Raw genomic sequence first — 19399 nt, 5'->3', positions numbered from 1 at the left:
AAAGGCAAAGCTAGCGGAGGCGCACGGTTTATAGCGCATCTGGCAAGGTGGAAGATCGGAGCAATAAGCAGGAATAAAGGAGCAAAACCGACTGTTACTAGCTTTTCGAAGCTGTCAATTACTGCAAATAGTACGATGGTGGCTGCCCAAACCGATCTTTAAACAATTTGGAGAAATACTTGGGGTCCCGCATGCCGCAAGCCTCTGACAGTTCGGCCACAGAGCCCACCTTGCTGTCCTCGAGCAATCTACGGGCATAATCGAGCCTTACCTCCTGAATGTATTGGGAGGTGGTAAGCCCGGTGTGCTGCCGGAGTTTCCGGTTGAGGGTGTGTCGGCTCAGCCCCATTTGCGCTGCTACGAAATCTACGGAGAACTGCTGTTCGGACAGGTGCGCTTGTACGATGGTTTCAGTTTTTTCCAGCCAGGCCTGTCGGGCTGTGGCTTTTTCGGGGGCAACGGCGGTGCGGTTATCCGATAAGGTATCTTCTTCCGGCCGAGGTAGCCGCATTGTAGCGTGCCGCAGCAGGTTGCGGATTCGAGTCAGGAGCTCCTCTTCTACAAAGGGCTTAGTGAGGTAGTCATCCACACCAATGCGCAAGGCTTTCAGCCGGTCGGCCATTGCGGACCGGGCGGTCAGCATGACGACCGGGATGTGGCTGAAGGTATCGCTCTGTTTCAGGTAATACAACAGTTCGTACCCGTCCATTTCGGGCATCATGACATCTGAGAGTATAAGGTCAGGCGGAGCGGCCGACTGCTCCAGGTAGGATAGCGCTGCCCGGCCATTTGAGACCGCTTCCACTTCAAAGCGGGACGACAGAAGCTGAAGCAGGTAGTTACGCATGTCGTAGTGGTCTTCTACGATTAACACGCGATAGCTGGTCTGCGGGTCGCTGGGGGATATGAAGGCAATACTTGAATTCGTGCCAGTACTGCTACCTGAGGCGAGCGGGTTTACCGGTTCTGCTTCTACCCAGGGCAGTTGCAAAAACAACCGGCTGCCTGCCCCGGCTTCGCTCTCTGCCCATACCTTTCCGCCGAGTAGGGTAGCCAGTTCCCGGCTGAGGGCCAGGCCCAGACCGCTGCCCCCTTCCACGGCTTTGAATACCCTGGACTGATAATAGCGCTCGAAGATGTGCGGCAGGTCAGCAGCCGGTATCCCCCTGCCGGTATCATGGACTTCAAAGTGCAGCGTGTCCTCCACTTTTCGGGCAGATAGAGTGATTTGGCCTCCCCCGGGTGTGAATTTGATTGCGTTGGCAAGATAGTTGTACAGGATCGTTTCTGTCTTTTGCGCATCCAGTTGCAGGCAAAGAGACTCTGCTAAGCCATAGTCCAGCTCCAGCCTGATCGCTTCCCGGCTGGCGTGCAGCTCGAAATTGCTTGTCAGTTGCTTTAGCAGCGGCAGCAAAGGAGTGGCTGCGTGCCGGACTTCGAGCGTGGTGGATTCCAGCCGCGCCAGATCCATGATGTCATTGACCAGTCGCAGCATTTTACGGCTTTGCTGATGAGCAAGCTCAATGAGCGGCCGCAGAGCGGGGCGGTTTTCCTTTTCCAATAATTGAGACAGCGGGCTGAGGATAAGCGTAAGCGGAGTGCGTAACTCGTGGGAAAGGTTGGCGAAAAAGCGGGATTTGAGTTCATCTAACTGCCGTAGCTCGGCCGCCTGTTCCCGGATGAGCTCCCGGTCTCTGGCGATCGTTTCCGTACGTTTTTTGACTTCTGCTTCCAGTTCCTGATTGCGGCGGTCGAGTGCCCGGGTGCGCAGGTAAAGGACAAGCAGCCCGATGGCCACTACCAGCAGGAAAAACCACCAGCGCAGGTAGAAAGGCCGCTCCACTAAGATGGGTACTTCCAGCGTTTCAGTAGTCGGTAGGCCATTCTCCAGTATGGCTTGCACCAGTAATGTTTGTCGCCCGTAGGGCATCCGCCCCAGGGTAATCGTTTGATCAGCAACAGTTTCCCAGGATTCTCCTTCCCTTTTGAGCTTATAGCGGTATACGGTCCCCGGGCCGAGCCGGACATCTTCCATGCCCAGTATAAGCGTCAAAAAGCGGTCTTGAGAATGGAATACGATCTGCTGCTTTTCCAGGAAAGCTGCTGTTACATTGACCGTCTTATTCGCAGCATCCAGATACTGAAGGATTTCCACCACCTGAGGCCGGGCTTCCACGGTAGCTGATAACTGATCTGTGAATGATTCCGGGTGAAAGTAGGTCACGCCATCCACACTGCCAAAGTACAGCGTGCCGTCTTCGTCCTGAAAGTGAGCGATACGGTTAAACTCGTTGGTATTCAAACCATCCCGGGTGGAATAAATCCGGGAATTCCCCCCCTGTGGGTCGTATTGTATGATGCCTTGTTCACTAGACAGCCAAAGTATCCCATCTGCATCTGCATAGACGCTATGCAATACCAGGCTTTTTTCACCTTTGAAAAAAATGGACTCTGACTCATTGGTACTGCGGTCCCAGCGGACCAGCCCCTGTTCTGCCGTTGCCAGCCAGAAAACATTAGCGCTTTCATCGTGGTATACATGCCGTACATCCCGGGCATGCAGCTTAAACCGGCCCTCTTCGTTGGGTGCATAACGCTGTATGGCTCCGGAATAAGGGTTGAGCAGGTATAGCCCGGCCGTACTGCATAACCAAACGCTGTCAGGATGTGCTTCGTAGAAATGGTAGACGGTAGCGTTATCCAGCTCGGGGAAAGAGGAAATGCTGATTTTTTCTGTAACCCCACTTGCAGGGTCAAAACGGTAGAGCCCCAATTCACTCATCCAAAGCCGCCCCGTGGTGTCCGCGTACAGCGACCATATTTCATGTAAGGGGACATTGAAGCCTTCTACCGCCTTTGAGGCCGGGGCGTATGAATACAGACGAGTATGATTGCCTGCCCATAGCCGACCCTGCGGGTCTACAGCCGAAGACATGGAAGCAGGAAGTATCGGAGCGGGCTCACGCTTGTCTTTTTGCCTAAATGGCAAGACTCCGTCCTGACAGCTAAAATAAAGCTCTTCCCCAAACCGCAGTATATCCCGAAAGCCCGTTTGCCGCTTCAGATTTGTAAAAGCGGTATTGAAGTCGGTCTGCTGCAAATCTATCTGATACAGCCCGCTGTGGCTGCATTGCCAAATGGTTTTATCTTGCATAAGGACGCTGCGGCGCCAGGAAGTCAGGTGCTGAAGCTTCTCGTCATTGATAACCTGCAGGTGCCCATCTTCAAATAGCAGCGCAGCTTCAGCACCCTGAGCAAGCCAAAATGCATGGTAATCGGGAAGGTAAACCAGTTCGTTGAAACAAACGTAGCGGTCTACAAAACTAACCTTCTCCCTAAACTGCATGAGGTCCGTTGAATCTTTTCTGACGTATAGCTTACCTTTATGTTCCCAAACGAAAAGCAGCTTTGGTGTTTCCGGAAATGAGGTCAAAAACGCAGTCGTATCGCCTCTTTGTACTGGCATGGGCCGGATATACTTCGTATTTGGCAGCAGCGTTTGAGCTGGCTTAGACGAAGGCTTTAGCTGATCGTACCTCCGAAGCACAGTGCCGCCGTTCTCCTGCTGCTGAGTCCAGTAAAGCCCCGCTGCCTCATCTGCTGAAAGCAAGTGCTCCCCGGCGGATAGCTCCAGCAACTGCCATTTGTCCTGCCCGGGATGATAAAGGTAATAAGCTCCATTAGCCAGGAAGAAACCCAGCTGAGCCGTAGGCAAAGGGGTACAATACTGAACCTGATTCCAGTCAAATGGTGTGGCTCCCCCAGAGTACGCCTCAAAGGAGACTACTGCCTCGTCGTAAATATCAAAAACATCAATTAGCGGGGAAAACTTCTCAGAGGAGCTCATACGGTGCAACAACAGAAGCTTCCTGCCTTTGGGGATGATCTTCCAGATGGTTTCCTCTCTTAATCCATTAGACCGGTCAAACGATTTGAAGTGGTGCCCATCGAAGCGGCTCAATCCTTTATTGGTGCCTACCCAAATGATACCCCGCTCGTCTGCTGCAACGCTGTATACTGAATTGTCGGGAAGCCCGCTGCGGACGTCATAATGGCGTATAGCGGTGGAAACCTCTCTGATGGTGGATTGGGCTCCCAGAGATAAGGAGACAAACATCAAACTCAACAATCCGAATCTATAGATCAGCCTGAACAGAAAAGGTGGTGTTGATATCATGGTTATCCTATCTCGAGCCCCAAATTTACAAAAAGCATAAAGGTATCTGCAAGAGCATTCTAAAGAAGGCAAAAGGAGAAAACTTTTTATTCTCACTTTAACACCACACGCAAAGCCGTATTATTGCGTTTCAAATGGCAGCAAACGCAACCAAGCTTATGTACAGAACGCTACTCTTCCTGACGGCAGGGCTTTTGCTCGGCTTTTCCGGTCAGGCACAAAAATACAGCAACGAATTTCTCACCATCGGAGTGGGTGGCCGGGCGCATGGTATGGGCACCGCCGTTATCGCCAGTGTGGATGATGTGACCGCAGGTATGTGGAACCCCGCCGGCCTGGCTACCTTGCAACCAGATGATGGCTATCAGATTGGCGCCATGCATGCCGAGTGGTTCGCAGGTGTGTCCAATTTCGACTACCTTGGTTTTACCACGGCCCTGGCTAATGGCAACCGCATTGGGCTGTCTCTCGTGCGCTTCGGCATTGACGGTATTCCGAATACCCTCTCCCTGTACAATAGTGATGGCACCATCAATTTCGACAACGTCACGGAGTTTTCCGCTGCCGATTATGCCTTTATCCTGAGCTATGCCAAGCCCTTCAAGGTAAAAAAGGGGCAACTGCTGGGCGGAGCCAACATTAAGGTCATCCACCGGCGCATTGGGCCTTTTGCCAATTCCTGGGGCTTCGGGCTGGATGCCGGGCTGCAGTACCGCATCAAAGACTGGAACTTCGGCCTGGTCGCCAAAGACGTCACCTCCACCTTCAACGCCTGGTCCTTTAGCTTTTCAGAGGACGAACGGGAGGTGCTGGAACTCACCAACAACGAAGTGCCCATCAACAGTGTGGAAATCACCCGCCCGCAAATCCTCCTCGGTGCTGCCCGCCGCTTCCAGTTTGGGAATGTAGGACTTATGCCAGAGGCGAATTTCATCTTCACTACCGATGGCGCCCGCAATACTCTGCTCTCTGCCGACCCCATCAGCATGGATATTGCCGGGGGCGTGGAAGCGGATTATAAGGAATTTGTTTTCCTGCGGGCCGGGGTGAGCCAATTCCAGCAGATCACCAATTTTGACGGTGGCGAAAACCTGAAAGTACGCCCCAGCCTGGGTGTAGGCTTCCGGATATCCAGCCTGACGGTGGACTATGCCTACACGGATTTGGGTGCGGAGGAGAGTACTTACTCGCATATCATCTCTTTGCATTTGGCGATCCGGCCGAAGGGTAGCCGGTAGCACGCTGGCAGGGTAGGGGTATCCGTTCTTGTGGTGTACACCGTTGATTTTCAGGTATATTAGGGCGCGCTGTATCCGGTTGGGAAGTGTTAGGGTAAAGTAAAAAGTTGCAAACTCCGTTTAGGATATTTTCTCTGTCCTACTACTTTAGTATACTTTTACGATCAACCGGCAGGTACACCTTTAAACCTTATTTACCAACTAACATCATTTGTATGTGCCCTTTTAGACATGATAGGGTCGGGCAGCTATACTTGGAACGGAGAGGTTTGGGCGTAAGGCACAAACCCGATGCACGAGTATATACCGACACGAAGTCGTGTTTGGTCCCAAACTACTTCGTCGTCGGTATATCTTCAGATTCCAACCTTGTTCCGGCAAGTGTGGCTTCGCAGAGGCGGACATCAGGCAACGTAAGCCTGCCCCGCAACAGGCAGCAACTCAATAAGCATGCCATTCGGTTTTACGGGATTTTACTCCTATTGCTTGGTACGTTGCTCCTCCCTTTACAAAACACCTACGGTACCCCTTGTGCTAATCGCCCGGAATACTACGGTGAAGAGTTGGCCGATTCCACAAGGCTACAAGTTACACCGGATAACGAGCCGCGCTCCCCTGGTTGGTCCGATTTAGAAGAAGGCGATAGTGCACGAGTGCTGCGGGAATTCGACCGTGCAGAAGCAGCCTATCAGGAAGCTATAGTCAAGGCCGGACTCAGCCGGGATACGCAGTTATTGTTTAGGGCTTACATGGAACAAGGGAAAATACCTTATTTCAAAGGCGACTATCATAAAGCGGTTTCGGTATGGAAGAAAGCCCTGTCGCTTACCGGAGCAGCAGCGTTGAGCCCTTCCGCCGAAGGGCGTATCCGTGCTAATTTAGGAGCGGGGTACATTGCTATACAGTATGCTCAGTCCGCTTTTAAGCACCTGAGCCGGGCTTATGAAATTCTAAAAGACGAACCGGATGCCACTCCTTTTCAATTGGGCATTACCCGCCTGAACATAGCCGTAGCACTTCAGCATATGGAGGCTTATGACTATGCCTGGCAGATCCTTCGCGAGCTGGAGGCAGAAGCAGAAAACCCCTACCTGAAGTCCCTGGTTTATGCGAACCTGCTTGCCATAGGAGGGGCACGAGAAGAAAAAACACAGTTTTACCGCTATCTCGACTCGCTTTATGTTTATGAGGACGGACAGCTGACGGGCCATACGCTGCAAATTATTGCTGAAGGAGGCCTTGCGTTTGCTGACTGGCCGTTGGTAAGGGAGCAACTGGCTCAAATTGCTGCTGCGGCGGCGGCAGACCCTGATGTCCGCTATATCCATGCTTTGCCGGAATTCGAGGCTTACTTCACGGAGCAGGGCGTGCTCTTGCTGGATACACAACTGATCAACCGCTGTGTGGAGCGAAATACAGACCGTAAAACACCCCGGCAGCTCTATGAATTGCTGCACCTGAAGAGTGAAATTGCTGCCCGGCAAAGCGATTGGGAAAAAGCCCATAAATGGCTTCGGGAGGCTGATCAGGTGGGGGCGATTTGGCAAGACAGCCTCCGAAATTCACAGTTTGCGGATTTTGCAGAGCAATATCGCAGCAGCAGTTTGAAAAAAGAGGTCGTGTCTTTGTCGGAAGACCTACTCGATAGGACGAACGAGCTGCGCAGCAACCGGATCATTACTTTTACCCTTTGCGGGTTGTTGCTGGGGAGCCTGGGCGTTGGGTTCCTGTTTCTGTTTAATCTCCGCAAAGCCAGGAAGCTGGCTATTGAGGAAAAGGCCCTTCGGGAAGAAAGTAAACAGGTTGCTGCCCAAAAAATGGCATTGCTGGAGGACGAGCTGTCCAAAAAAGAGGAGAAGCTGCACTTTACCCTTACCCAGCAATTGCACATCCGTCAATTGTTTGAGGAGGCGGTGGCCTTTGCACAAAACTCGTCCGTGGAGCAAGATCAGGAGCGCTTCCTCAACCATCTTCAGGTGGAGCAGGAGCGTCTCCGTGCCCTCCGCCAAAGCCAAGATATGGAAACTGAGCTCAATGAGCAACTGCCGGTATTCATGGCACGGCTCAACGAGCGTGCTCAGGAGCCCCTCACGCCTTACGAAAAGGCGGTGGCTGCGCTCATCCGGTCGGGCTATACAACCAAAGATATAGCTGCTCTTCTTGATAAGTCTGTCCGGGCTATTGATAATGCCCGCTATCGGGTCCGTCAAAAGCTGGGCCTCAATCGTACCGATCATTTGCAGAGCTACCTGGAAGCGATTCGTAACCGGTAGGAGGGGATTTTTTGGTGTTCTGGTTTTCCTGGCGTTGGTACTTTAACCTTGGAAGCTTTATCCTTTATTCAGGTGTTTTGGTGTTCCTGGCTCTGCCTCTGCTAAGGCTAAGGTTGGCCCGGGGCTGCGCCCAGCCAGGGCAGGCTAAGGATGAGCCCCTCCGTGGCCCTCCGCCGGAAGCGACAGCAAGCTGTCGCCCCCAGGAAGACCAAGCTTCGCCCCTCAACCTCAACCTCAACCTCGGTCAAGCCCCCGTTCAAGACCAACCTCAACCTGCCTCCGCCCTTGCCAAGCCCCTCCAAAGTAGCAATGTATTAAATAAAAGTTTAATAAGATATTTTGAGAGTTGAGCCGTAAGTAGCTGCAAAACAAAGTGTTAAAGCATTTGAGAGTTTTAAAGCATTGTACCGCTACGCTAATATGTCGTGTTTTGCGACTGTATTCGCTTTCGACGGATATTATGTGTTAAACTCAAAAATGCACAAGCAAATATGTACTTACTTCAACCTCATTCGTACGGTCGTACGGCCGGCAAGCTCTTTATTTTATTCTTAATGCTCACCCTTGGAGCCCGGCAGGGTTTCGCGCAGTACGGTGGCGGTGCAGGTACTTCCGGCGATCCCTACCTGATATCGACCTCAGCTCACTTAGTTACCTTGTCGCAAACCAGTGCAGACTGGGATAACTATTTCCGTCAAACGGCAAATATAGACCTGAATGGGGTCGTATCCCTTAATCCTATAGGAAACCAAACAACGTCCTTTACTGGGGAATACAATGGTCAAAACTACACCATCAGCAACCTGACGATCAATCTGAGCGGCTCTGACTATCAGGGGCTCTTTGGGCGGATTGATGATGTCGGCAGTAATGGCGGTGTGGTGGAAAATCTGGTGATCGATAATTTTAGTATCACTGGGCAGAATTATGTCGCTGCCGTGGTTGGTTCTGCCTTGGGAGGCTCCGAAGTTTCCAATATAATGGTGACCAACAGCACGGTAAGTGGAAACTTTGACACCGGAGTCCTGGTCGGTGAGTGTAATGGTTGTTCTATATCCAATAGCACCGTGGATGCCAACAGTAGTATAGCAGTGCAAAACACTGGCGGCGCTGGTATAGCTGGGAAAACAGCTGGCATACTACCAGTAACCATTTCAGGTTGCACCTTTGCAGGCACAGTGAGCAGCGGCTCGGCAGTAGGGGGTATGGCTGGTGAGGTGTTTGAGAACTTAACTATAAATAACTGTACGTTTAGCGGCACCATCAATGGCTCGTATCATGCGGGTGGTATGATCGGGCGGCTGAACGGTAGTGCCACCGGTACTATAACGGATTGCGGCAGTACGGGGACGGTGGACATTACGGTGAATGACGCTGGAGGTATAATAGGAGTTGCATCGGGTACGGCAACGATCTCCACGTCCTATTTTTCAGGAACGGTAGACGCCAATAATTATGCTGGTGGACTTGTAGGTGTATTTCAATCCAATGGAAATGGCAACTCCTCCATCACCAACTGCTACGCCACCGGCTCGGTAGATGGCGGATGGTCCGGTGGTTTTATTGGGGAGGAGAAGGATGGTGGTCAGACCTCCCTTACCAATTGCTACGCCGCAGCGGTTGTTACGGGTAATTCTGATTCCAGAGATGTCGTATCCAGTGGTGGTTCGGCAACAGTGATAGCTACAGATTGTTTTTATGATTCTAATATTAATTCCCTAAATGCTCAAAGTATAACCGGAATAACCGGCAAGACCACCGCCGAGATGAAGGACTACCTTACCTTCCTTGATGCCGGCTGGGATTTAGTCAGTGAGACGACCAACGGCACCGCTAATATTTGGGATGCCGACCAATTGGGCACCGTTAACAACGGCTACATGATACTCAGCTGGCAGGACGGCTCTGACAATGTGTTGCCAACAGCCAGCTACTCCGGTGGGTTGGGTACGCAAGGTGACCCTTTTCAGATTGCAACTGCAGCTGACTTGGTTACTTTGTCAGGCAGAAACGCGGATTGGGGAAGATACTTTATTCAGACTGCTGATATTGACCTGACAGGAGAATCGGCCTCTTTTGCTCCTATAGGGAACGGAGGAGTGTCCTTTACGGGGGTTTACGATGGGAACTCACATACGATCAGCAACCTAACGATCAATCAGGGCAGCTTTAACGATCAGGGGCTCTTTGGGAGTATTAGGGATCTTTATGATAGGGGGATATTAGTGAAAGATCTGACCATAGATGGATTCGATATCACCGGACAGAATAATGTCGCTGCCGTGGTTGGTTTTGCCTGGGGAGGCTCTGAAATTGACAATATAACGGTGACCAACAGCACGGTAAGCGGAATCTTTGACACCGGAGTCCTGGTTGGTGAATGTAACGGTTGTTCTATATCCAATAGTACCGTTGATGTCAACAGTAGTATAGCAGCGCAAGAAGAAGGCGGCGCTGGTATAGCTGGGGGATTATCTAATACAGTAGTCATTTCAGATTGTACTTTTGCAGGTTCAGTGACCAGCGGATCAAGAATAGGAGGGATGGCTGGTAGATTATATGGTAACTTAACTATAAGTAACTGTACGTTTAGCGGCACCATCAATGGCTCGTCGAGTGCGGGGGGTATGATCGGGTGGCTGAGCGGCAGTGCCACCGGTACTATAACGGATTGCGGCAGTACCGGCACCATTACGCTTACAGGCAATGAAGCTGGTGGCATGGTAGGGCTCGTTAATGATAATGGCACCGTGGCTATTAGTGCATCCTACAGCTCCGCCAACATCTCAGCTAGTGCTTTTGCTGCTGGTATGATTGGGAAGGTAAATGCGAACAGCGGTGGGCCATCCAGCCTGACCAATTGCTATGCCAAGGGCATGATTAACTCGGGCTGGCCGGGTGGCCTTATTGGTGAAGAAGGGGATTCTGGCGCTACTCTGCTGACCAATTGCTATAGCGCAGCATCAATTAATAATGACGGCGCAGCAGGAGATATAGTCTCCACGGGAGGCTCTGGGTCCGTCACTGCAACTCACTGCTTCTACGATGAGGATGTCAATACTTTCACGAGCCAAAACATAAGCGGAATAAGCGGCAGGACCAGCGCCGAGATGAAGGACTACACCACCTTCACCACCGCTGGCTGGGACTTCGTCAGCGAGACCACCAATGGCATCGCTAATATATGGGACGCCGACCAATTTAGCACGTTGAATAGCGGCTATCCGCTGCTCAGCTGGCAGGATGGCACAGATGACATCTTATCGTACACCTACTCCGGTGGGGCAGGAACGCAAGGCGACCCCTATCAGATTGCAACCGCAGCCGATTTGATTGCTTTGTCAGGCATAAGCGGGGACTGGGATAAGCACTTTAGGCAGACTGCTAATATTGACTTCGGTGCAGACGAGACTGCAGTAGACTGGGATAATGATGGTAGTCCGGACGGTGACAGCCCTGCCGGTTTCTCGCCTATTGGCAATCTTGCAACCGAATTCACCGGCTCTTACGATGGAGATGGTAAGACCATTTCTAATCTATTCATCAATCGGCCGCAATCCTTTTATTTAGGGCTATTTGGGCAGGTGGGCCTTTCTGGCGAAGGAATATCAGATTTAGGATTGCTTAACGCAGATATAACGGGATTTGCATTTGTCGGTGCTATAGTTGGTAGTATTGCCTCCAGTTCGACCGGCAGCGTTAGTGGTTGTTACAGTACAGGTAGCGTTGTGGGAAGCAATAATCAGATTGGAGGATTAGTTGGCTCAGTTGGCAATAGCCTGACCTCTAGAATAGAGAATTGTTATTCCAGGTGTAGTGTGAACGGCGACACCAGGGTCGGAGGCTTGGTCGGCACAATGGAGGCTGTTAATACTACTACAGCTATATCGAATTGCTACAGCACTGGTGCTGTAACAGGAACAGGAGTTGATGTAGGAGGCTTGGTAGGCGCGAATCCAAATGGCGGCATCACCACCGACTCTTTCTGGGACACCCAGACCTCCGGCCAGGCAACAAGCGCCGGCGGCACCGGCAAGACGACTGCGGAGATGCAGGACTACACCACCTTCAACACCGCCGGCTGGGACTTTGTCTCGGAGACAGCCAATGGCTCAGCTGATGTATGGGACATGGACCAATTTGGTACTGTCAACAACGGCTACCCCCTACTGAGTTGGCAGGATGGCGCGGACAGTGATGTATTAGCTCCCTACTCCGGTGGGATGGGTACGCAAGGCGACCCTTATCAGATTGCAACCGCAGCTGATTTGATTCAATTGTCAGGCAGAAGCCAGGATTGGGACAAAGACTTTATTCAGACTGCGGATATTGACTTCGGTACAGATGAAACAGCGGTAGACTGGGATGGGGATGGTAGTGCAGATGGTATCGGTACTGCCGGTTTTTCGGGTATAGGGGAGAGCACCCAGAACGGATTCACTGGTAACTACAATGGACAAGGGCATACCATTTCGAATTTGTTTATTAATCAAGCCGGAGATGTTAGTAGTTATGGTATGTTCCGAGTCTTAGTAACAGGGGGTAGCGTGTCACAATTAGGACTGTTGAATGTTAATATTACCGCTGCTACATTAGTTGGTGCACTTGTTGGATACAACTTTGGTGGAGTGGTTTCCAGTTGTTACAGCACTGGTAGTGTAAACTCTAATGGAGTAAATAGTTCATCAACTGCTTATGTTGGGGGGCTAATCGGCATAAACACTGGCATTGTAGTCGAAAATAGTTATTCCACTTGTAGTGTCGATGCAGGGAGTAAACAAAGTGCAGGGGGGCTGATAGGTTATCTAACGGGTGGCACAATGTATAACTGTTACAGTGTAGGTTCGGTAAGTGGGGCTGGTGAGCTAGGGGGCTTTATTGGCTTTGCTCAAGGTGGCGACAGCAATGGCGGGACCAACTTCTGGGATACTGAAGCTTCTACTCGAAATAATGCCTTAGGGGGGGGGGCAGCAAGTAACGTTACCATCACCGGTAAGACAACTGCGGAGATGAAGATGACCTCCACTTTCTTGGATGCCGAGTGGAGTGAGGTTTGGTATATTGACCCCGGCACGAACGATGGCTACCCCAACTTGCAAGGCATTGGAACATTGATATTAGAAGGACCGTACAATAACGGTGCCGGCGCTGGTACGGAGATGGACCCCCACCAAATCGCAAGCATAGATGACCTGATCCACCTGTCGCAGACTTCAGCAGACTGGGGGTTGCACTTTATACAGGTCGTTGATATTGACTTCGGTGCGGATGAAACAATGGTAGACTGGAATGGTGATGGCATGGTAGATACGGATGATAGTGCCGGCTTTACCCCTATCGGAGAAGAGTCTGGTACTGATTTCACCGGCTCTTACGATGGAGATGGTAAGACCATTTCTAATCTATTCCTCATCGTGGATGAGAATACGCAAGGGTTCTTTGGTGCTCTTATTGGCGCAGAAATAAAAAATTTAGGAATACTCAACGCAAATTTAGATGTAGTATCGTCTTCTTTTATTACGGGGTTCGGTGTCCTGGCGGGCAGGGCTTCTTCATCCACCACAATAAGCAATTGTTACACTACGGGTACCGTACAGACTCAATGGAACGTAGTTGGGGGATTAGTTGGGATCAATTCTGGCTCAACAATTAGCAATTGCTACTCGAGCTGTAGCGTAACACAATCTGGAGGAGGAAATTTATGGCAATTAGGAGGCTTGGTCGGATCTAATACCACCGGCGCCACTATAGAGAACTGCTACAGTACTGGCAGTATCAATGTTCAATCTGGAACTAGTTATATCGGAGGCTTGGCCGGAGTTAATAGCAGCGCCACTATAGAGAACTGCTACAGTACTGGCAGTATCACTGGCGGAAGTAGTAATATCGGAGGCTTGACCAATAATATAAACAGCGGCACTGTCACCAACTCCTTCTGGGACACAGAAACCTCCGGCCTACTCGCAAGCGGCGGCGGCACCGGCAAGAGTACAGCGGAGATGAAGATGACCTCCACTTTCACGGATGCCGGGTGGAGCACCCCCTGGTACCTCGATGCGACAGAAAACAACGGCTACCCCAACCTTTCAGGAGTAGGGCTTCCGCTGGCAAGTTACGGCACGGACCTGACGATTGTCTCCAGTGGTGGCGGCACACAGAATACAGACTGGGCTGTAAGCGAAGGGATGCTCTATGGGTTATCTGGCGGAGCGGTGAGTGTCAATGCCAGCGATTTGAACAACCAACTGTCAACTGGCGATCTGGAGCTCTTTGGCAACGGCCTGACGGTAAGCGAAAATATCGCACCGGGCAGTGGTACGCATACCCTCACGCTTGGTTTCTCCAACGGGGTAACGGTATCTGCAGGCAAAGGTATTGACCTCGGCGGCAGCCTGGTCAATAACAGCCCGCTGACGCTGACCTCCACCTCTACCAGCTACTCCAGCCTGAAGGTACTGGGTACGATCACCGGCACCGGCAGCATCAGCTACGAGCGCTACACCAATCAGGTGGGCACGGGCAGCTCCGGGGGCAACGACCTGGTGGGCACGCCATTCACGGGTCAGACTTTCGGCCCTTTTGCCGCTGCCAATACGAATTTAGCGGCTTCCGGCAGCCTGCGGGCGTTCGGCCCCTGGGACAACACGGGCACCGGCTTTATCAACTATGATGTGACGGCCAATGCGGGCACTACGCTTACACCGGGCACCGGCTACCGGGCGGCGACTACAGATGGCTCACCCGTGACCTTCACCGGTACGGTACAGACCGGCAATGTGACGGTGAATATCACCGATGCTGCCAGTCAGTGGAACGCCGTGGCCAACCCCTACCCGGCTTATCTGAGCATGGCGGACTTCCTAAACTACGACCACGGCCAAGACGTGACCAACCAAAGCCTGATGGTAGAGACCGCTGCCGGCATCTACGGCTACGACGGCAACAGCACCGATGGCTGGACCGTCATCACGCTGGCGAATGCAAGCACGAGCCTGATGGCGCCCGGTCAGGGCTTCTTCGTAGCGGCAGACGCTGCGGATATTGATGCCTACGATCTGACGTTTACGCCGACGATGATGCGCACGGGAGACAGCGACGACTTTATCAATGGTTTCGCGCCGGTCAATACGCCGGTTTATTTCAAGCTTCAGGCCTTCACCGACAGCCGCAGCTACGGCACAAGCGTCTACTTCAACGAAGCGTCTGCTACAGGGCTGGACGTAGGGTACGATGCGGTGCTATGGGGCGATGCCATCCCGGACTTTGCGGTGTACACCCATCTGGTATCGGAAGACGAAGGGGAGCCCTTCGCCTTGCAGTCCCTGGGCTTATCCGACCTCGATGACCCGGAGCTGGCCATCCCGCTGGGCCTGGAGGCCGCCGCCGGCATCCCGCTGACGCTTGCGATTACGGAAGAGGAACTGCCTGCGGGCATAGAGGTGTACCTGCTGGACTCCCTGAACGGGGAGCGCACGCTGCTGAGCGGGCTGCCGTACACCTTCACGCCGAATGCAGCGCTGAGTGGCGCGGGCCGTTACTACCTGGTTTTCAATGCAGGCCAGGTTGTCAGCACCTCCTCAGAGACGGATGGTGGCGATTTAAGCGCGCTGGTCATCTACGCCCCACAGTACCGGGACGAGCTGGTCATTACCGGCGAGCTGCCGGGCGCAGCGCAGCTGTCGCTTTACGATGTACAGGGCCGTAAGCTGCTGGGCCGGGCACTGTCGGCGGGCACTACGCAGCAAACGGTTGCTACGGGCCATCTGCCGGGCGGCATCTACCTGGTGCGCATTGAGAGCCCGCAGGGCGTACGTGCCGAACAGCTGTTTATCCCGTAAAAGATTTCCCCAACAAGCCTTCTCCCCCCCCCGGTGCAATACGGCGCCGGGGGGATCCAACTCATATCCATCAACGAATACAAATTTAAGGTCATGAATATTGACAATAAGCATAAAGACGCTTCAGAAGCACCCTTAATCAGCCGTCAGGAGGCAATCCGGAAGCTGGGCAAATACGCAGCGGCTACTGCTGCAGGGACATTTCTGGTGCTGAGCCCGAAGCAGGCGCAGGCGAGCTCGCCGGTCCCCGACCCCGGTGGCGACCCTTTTGGCGGTAGTGGCCGGCCTGGGGATTACAGCCCTTCCACCCATGAATTTGAGACGGACCGGGGCCGCGGTGCTATATGGGGCGATGACGGTAACGCCGCCGATACTTATCGCAACCGCTCGCGGGGCAGTCAGCGCGGCGGTATTTGGGGCGGCTCGGATACGGAAAGGCGCAGCCGGTAGGAGAGGCGCTTGCCAGGTATTGGCTTGGAGGTTGGTTTTGTGGTGGTTTGGTGTTCTGGTGTAGCTTAGGCTGGGCCAGGGCAGGATGTTGGTGGGATCCTCAGGAGCCTTCCGCAGGAAGCGACAGCAAGCTGTCGCCCCCAGGAAGACCAGGCTGCGTCCCTCAACCTCAACCTCGGTTAAGCCCTCGTTGCAGACCAACCTCAACCTACCTCCGTATTGGGTAGGATACAGCAAATAAATTACGCTAATGTATTGTGTTGGGAGTATTTATACTCGGAACGGAGAGGTTTGGGCGTAATGCACAAACCCGACGCACGAGTATATGCCGACACGAAGTCATGTTTGGTCCCAAACTACTTCGTCGTCGGTATAAGAGTGTGGGAGTAAGCTCGCGTGGACCTCCCACACATTTCTCCCTGCTCCGGACCTGAATTATTATCAAAAAATACAAAGACATGCAAATGAACCTATCTCCCAAAGTGCTCAAAAAGGGCGAAGGGGAACTACTGAAAGTGCTACAGGATAACATTACGGTGAAAGTAGATGGTAGAGACACCTACGGACAGTTCACTGTGGTGGAAACCAACAATGAGGTGGACGCCGGCGTACCGCCTCACTACCACGAACGCGAAGACGAGTGTTTCTACATCATTGAGGGTGAAGCGGAGTTTACAGTAGGGGGCGAGACGTTTACTGCCAAGACGGGTGATACAGTATTCGGTCCCCGTAACGTACCGCACAGTTACCGTTTTCTGAAACCCACAAAAATGCTGGCCACTATCAGCCCTGCCGGTTTTGAGCGTATGTTTCGTGAGGTGCATAACATGGAAGACCAGTCTGATCTTGGAGCAGTGGAGCGTATTTTTAACAACTACGGCGTTTATCTGGTGAAATAAGCTCAAATGGATGAGCGCAAAAAAAAACAGCTCCGGTTTCGAATTTTCCGGCAGGTGCCCGGAATCCTTGAGGAGCTAAAGGTGCCTTTTTTATAGTGGGCAGAGTGTGGCGGTTAAAAAAAATGCCGCGCTCTGCTTTTTATTTTCCAGAGTGTCTGTGCTGTTTGGTTTTTTTCCGAGCCTTATTTTGAGTAAAATATGGACTTAACTGAAGTTTACAACGGCCCTTTTAATGCCCCATCAATGGTTTGTCCGGTTGGTAGAGATTGGCTGCTATGGTTTGAAGCCCTCAACCGATATGTCATTTTGTCCCCACCACAAAAGGCAGTACTGGATTTATACTATGCTGTGGAGGGAGATGTTGAAACCTTTCGCCAACTGCTGTTGGAAGGAGCCAACTGGCAGCAGGGGCAGGCCTTAGAGGCACAACGAAACATCAGCGCCCTTCTGCAAGAGGTTGCAACTTCACCAGGAAGCTTGCCCATTGCGCCGCCTGTTGCGTACGAGGAGGGCTCCTTTGCGGTTCGGCAGGATTTTCAGCTGGGCAACCGGCACGTACGGGTGGAAGGGCAGGAAAAGGGTGTGCTGGAGCTCCTTTGTCCCGCCCTGGCTCATCATTCTATTCCTGCAACCGGCACCGCCGATGTCGTCTTCCAATTGCAAAAAGCAGCGGGGCATCTCTATCTGTACAAAAATGGCGTGCTCCTGCAGGCCGTGCCCGAACAAGACTATCATTACATCACCGGTAAATTCCTCATGCACATCATTGTTGCGCAGCATCAGATACCGGAGGCGGGTTGGATTGGTACACTGCACGCCTCCACGGTAGTCCGTCGTGGTCAGGCGATTATGCTTACCGGGCAGTCGGGGCAGGGCAAAAGTACCCTGTCTACCCTGCTTTGCAGCACCGGCTATCAGCTGCTGGCTGATGATATTACACCACTAAGGGCGGATAACCTCGAGCTGGGGCATAACCCAAGCGCGGTTTCCGTAAAAACAGGGGCCTTTGATATCATTGGGCGCTACTTTCCCGGGTTTAGGGATTTGCCCGAAATCTACCTCAATGCTTTCAAAGGGAAAGTCAAATACCTTCCCCTGCCTGCTCCGGTTGAGCCAAGCTACCCTTGCCAGCATTTGGTGTTGGTGCAGTATCAGCCCGGTGTTAAGGCAAGGCTGCAGCCGGTAGCGCCGTCCGTAATCCTGAAAGCGCTGATCCCGGATTCCTGGATTGCTGGCGACCGGGGCCATGCAGCTGCATTTATGGAATGGCTCAGCAGCCGGCGTTATTATCAGTTGACCTACAGCCGATTGGAGGAAGTGGTACCTTTATTCAATGTGCTTACCCACTATCCATGAAAGATACACTACGGTATTACCAACTCATTGCAGCCCTGCTCGATCCGGCTAAGGACGGTGCAAGTGTCCGGAAACTCCTGGAGGTAAACTCTTTTCAGTGGGAGCGTTTCGTATATATTAGCAGCAATAACCTCGTTGTTCCGGCACTTTATCTTCAAATTCAGCGTAAAGGGCTAAAGGCATTTTTTCCGGAAGAGCTCACCGTTTATATGGAAGAGATTACCCGGGCCAACCGGGAGCGGAACCTGGCGATACTGCAGCAGATGGAGCGGCTGTCGGAGTGTTTTGCAAAAGAGGGTATTGTGCACGTTTATCTAAAAGGGGCTGCAATGATCGGGGGCAGCTATTACCAGGATAATACAGAGCGTATGCTCCGGGATATTGACGTGCTTATTGCCCCCGGAGATCAGATCAAGGCTTATCAGCTTTTAAAGGAACGAGGTTACGTAGAGGTCTTAGCTGCAGGGCTGCAGTACAAAACGCTTAGCGATTATGAGAGGGCAAAGCACCTTCCGGCTCTTCGTCACCCGCAGGAGATTGCTGCTGTTGAGTTGCACAACTATCTTCATAATACCTTTCAGCGCGAACGGCTAAAAACAGAGCGTGTTATAGATAACCGGGTGAATGGTGACATCGCTCTGCCCGCCCCAGAGGATTTGCTCCGGCATAATATTTATAACTGGCATATCAATGATTTTGGAGGGATCAAGCTGGACATACATTTCCGGTCTGCTTATGATACCCTGGTACTGCTGCATAAGGAAAAAGGGCTGCAGCCTTTGCTGCATACGGATGGTGCAACCCGGCAGTATGCTGCTTTACTAAGCCCGTTTTTTGATGGGTTTTATGCCCGATTCAACTGGCGTGTGGCCCTGATGAAAGCCAAATTACAACGCCCGCAGTTCAATCAGTTGTGGTACCGTGTGGTCTTTGGCAGCATTCGGTTTTTCCAGATTTTACCATCCCGGCTACGGCTTTTCGCGAAATCCGGCGTATACAGAAAACGGGTCCTGCAGGTCCTGCAGAAAGGAAGGTAATTTGCAGGTAAAGATTCAGGATTAACAAGCCCGCTCTTTTGCAGCGCCTTTATTATCCCTATCTTTGTTCTGATCACTGGCTGAAAAGCCGCGCTGCACGCGCGACAGGGGCACTGCACAGTCATCCTCTG

The 19399-nt window shown here is 52.2% G+C and carries 8 protein-coding genes; 7 read left to right on the top strand and 1 reads right to left on the bottom strand.

Annotated features, from left to right (window positions below; all coding sequences use genetic code 11):
• Window positions 1-118 precede the first annotated feature (118 nt).
• Window positions 119-4177, bottom strand: coding sequence for a response regulator (locus tag ACO08I_RS09170; protein WP_421949127.1), 4059 nt, complete (start codon window positions 4175-4177; stop codon window positions 119-121).
• 158 nt (window positions 4178-4335) lie between these two features.
• Between ACO08I_RS09170 and ACO08I_RS09165 the strand changes: the two genes are divergently transcribed.
• The 7 genes from ACO08I_RS09165 to ACO08I_RS09135 all read left to right on the top strand — a co-directional run bounded on the left by ACO08I_RS09165 (window position 4336) and on the right by ACO08I_RS09135 (window position 19268).
• Window positions 4336-5415 (top strand): hypothetical protein, encoded by a 1080-nt coding sequence (locus ACO08I_RS09165; protein WP_282774605.1) that lies wholly within the window; start codon window positions 4336-4338, stop codon window positions 5413-5415.
• Between the two features lie 383 nt (window positions 5416-5798).
• Entirely contained in the window at window positions 5799-7688 is a 1890-nt protein-coding gene (locus ACO08I_RS09160) for a hypothetical protein (protein ID WP_421949126.1), read from the top strand.
• A gap of 491 nt (window positions 7689-8179) precedes the next feature.
• On the top strand, window positions 8180-15526 hold the full coding sequence (locus ACO08I_RS09155) for a GLUG motif-containing protein (protein WP_421949125.1): 7347 nt from the start codon (window positions 8180-8182) through the stop codon (window positions 15524-15526).
• Window positions 15527-15619: 93 nt separating this feature from the next.
• Window positions 15620-15976 carry a hypothetical protein gene (locus ACO08I_RS09150; protein ID WP_282774112.1) on the top strand — a complete coding sequence of 119 codons (357 nt, stop codon included), beginning with the start codon at window positions 15620-15622 and terminating at the stop codon, window positions 15974-15976.
• Window positions 15977-16434: 458 nt separating this feature from the next.
• Window positions 16435-16875, top strand: a complete 441-nt coding sequence (locus ACO08I_RS09145) for a quercetin 2,3-dioxygenase (protein WP_421949124.1) — start codon at window positions 16435-16437, stop codon at window positions 16873-16875.
• 198 nt (window positions 16876-17073) lie between these two features.
• On the top strand, window positions 17074-18231 hold the full coding sequence (locus tag ACO08I_RS09140) for a hypothetical protein (protein WP_421949123.1): 1158 nt from the start codon (window positions 17074-17076) through the stop codon (window positions 18229-18231).
• On the top strand, window positions 18228-19268 hold the full coding sequence (locus ACO08I_RS09135) for a nucleotidyltransferase family protein (RefSeq protein WP_421949122.1): 1041 nt from the start codon (window positions 18228-18230) through the stop codon (window positions 19266-19268). The genes ACO08I_RS09140 and ACO08I_RS09135 overlap by 4 nt, the downstream gene beginning before the upstream one ends.
• Window positions 19269-19399 lie beyond the last annotated feature (131 nt).

The organism is Phaeodactylibacter xiamenensis (genome assembly GCF_965229835.1).
GTDB lineage: Bacteria > Bacteroidota > Bacteroidia > Chitinophagales > Saprospiraceae > Phaeodactylibacter > Phaeodactylibacter xiamenensis.
Note: the sequence above shows the minus strand (reverse complement) of the source record. Positions and strands in the feature narration are given on the sequence as shown.

Coding starts and splice junctions, on each gene's coding strand:
- ACO08I_RS09170 (WP_421949127.1), bottom strand. CDS start 4,177: ATGATATCAACACCACCTTTTCTGTTCAGGCTGATCTATAGATTCGGA.
- ACO08I_RS09165 (WP_282774605.1), top strand. CDS start 4,336: ATGTACAGAACGCTACTCTTCCTGACGGCAGGGCTTTTGCTCGGCTTT.
- ACO08I_RS09155 (WP_421949125.1), top strand. CDS start 8,180: ATGTACTTACTTCAACCTCATTCGTACGGTCGTACGGCCGGCAAGCTC.
- ACO08I_RS09150 (WP_282774112.1), top strand. CDS start 15,620: ATGAATATTGACAATAAGCATAAAGACGCTTCAGAAGCACCCTTAATC.
- ACO08I_RS09145 (WP_421949124.1), top strand. CDS start 16,435: ATGCAAATGAACCTATCTCCCAAAGTGCTCAAAAAGGGCGAAGGGGAA.
- ACO08I_RS09140 (WP_421949123.1), top strand. CDS start 17,074: ATGGACTTAACTGAAGTTTACAACGGCCCTTTTAATGCCCCATCAATG.
- ACO08I_RS09135 (WP_421949122.1), top strand. CDS start 18,228: ATGAAAGATACACTACGGTATTACCAACTCATTGCAGCCCTGCTCGAT.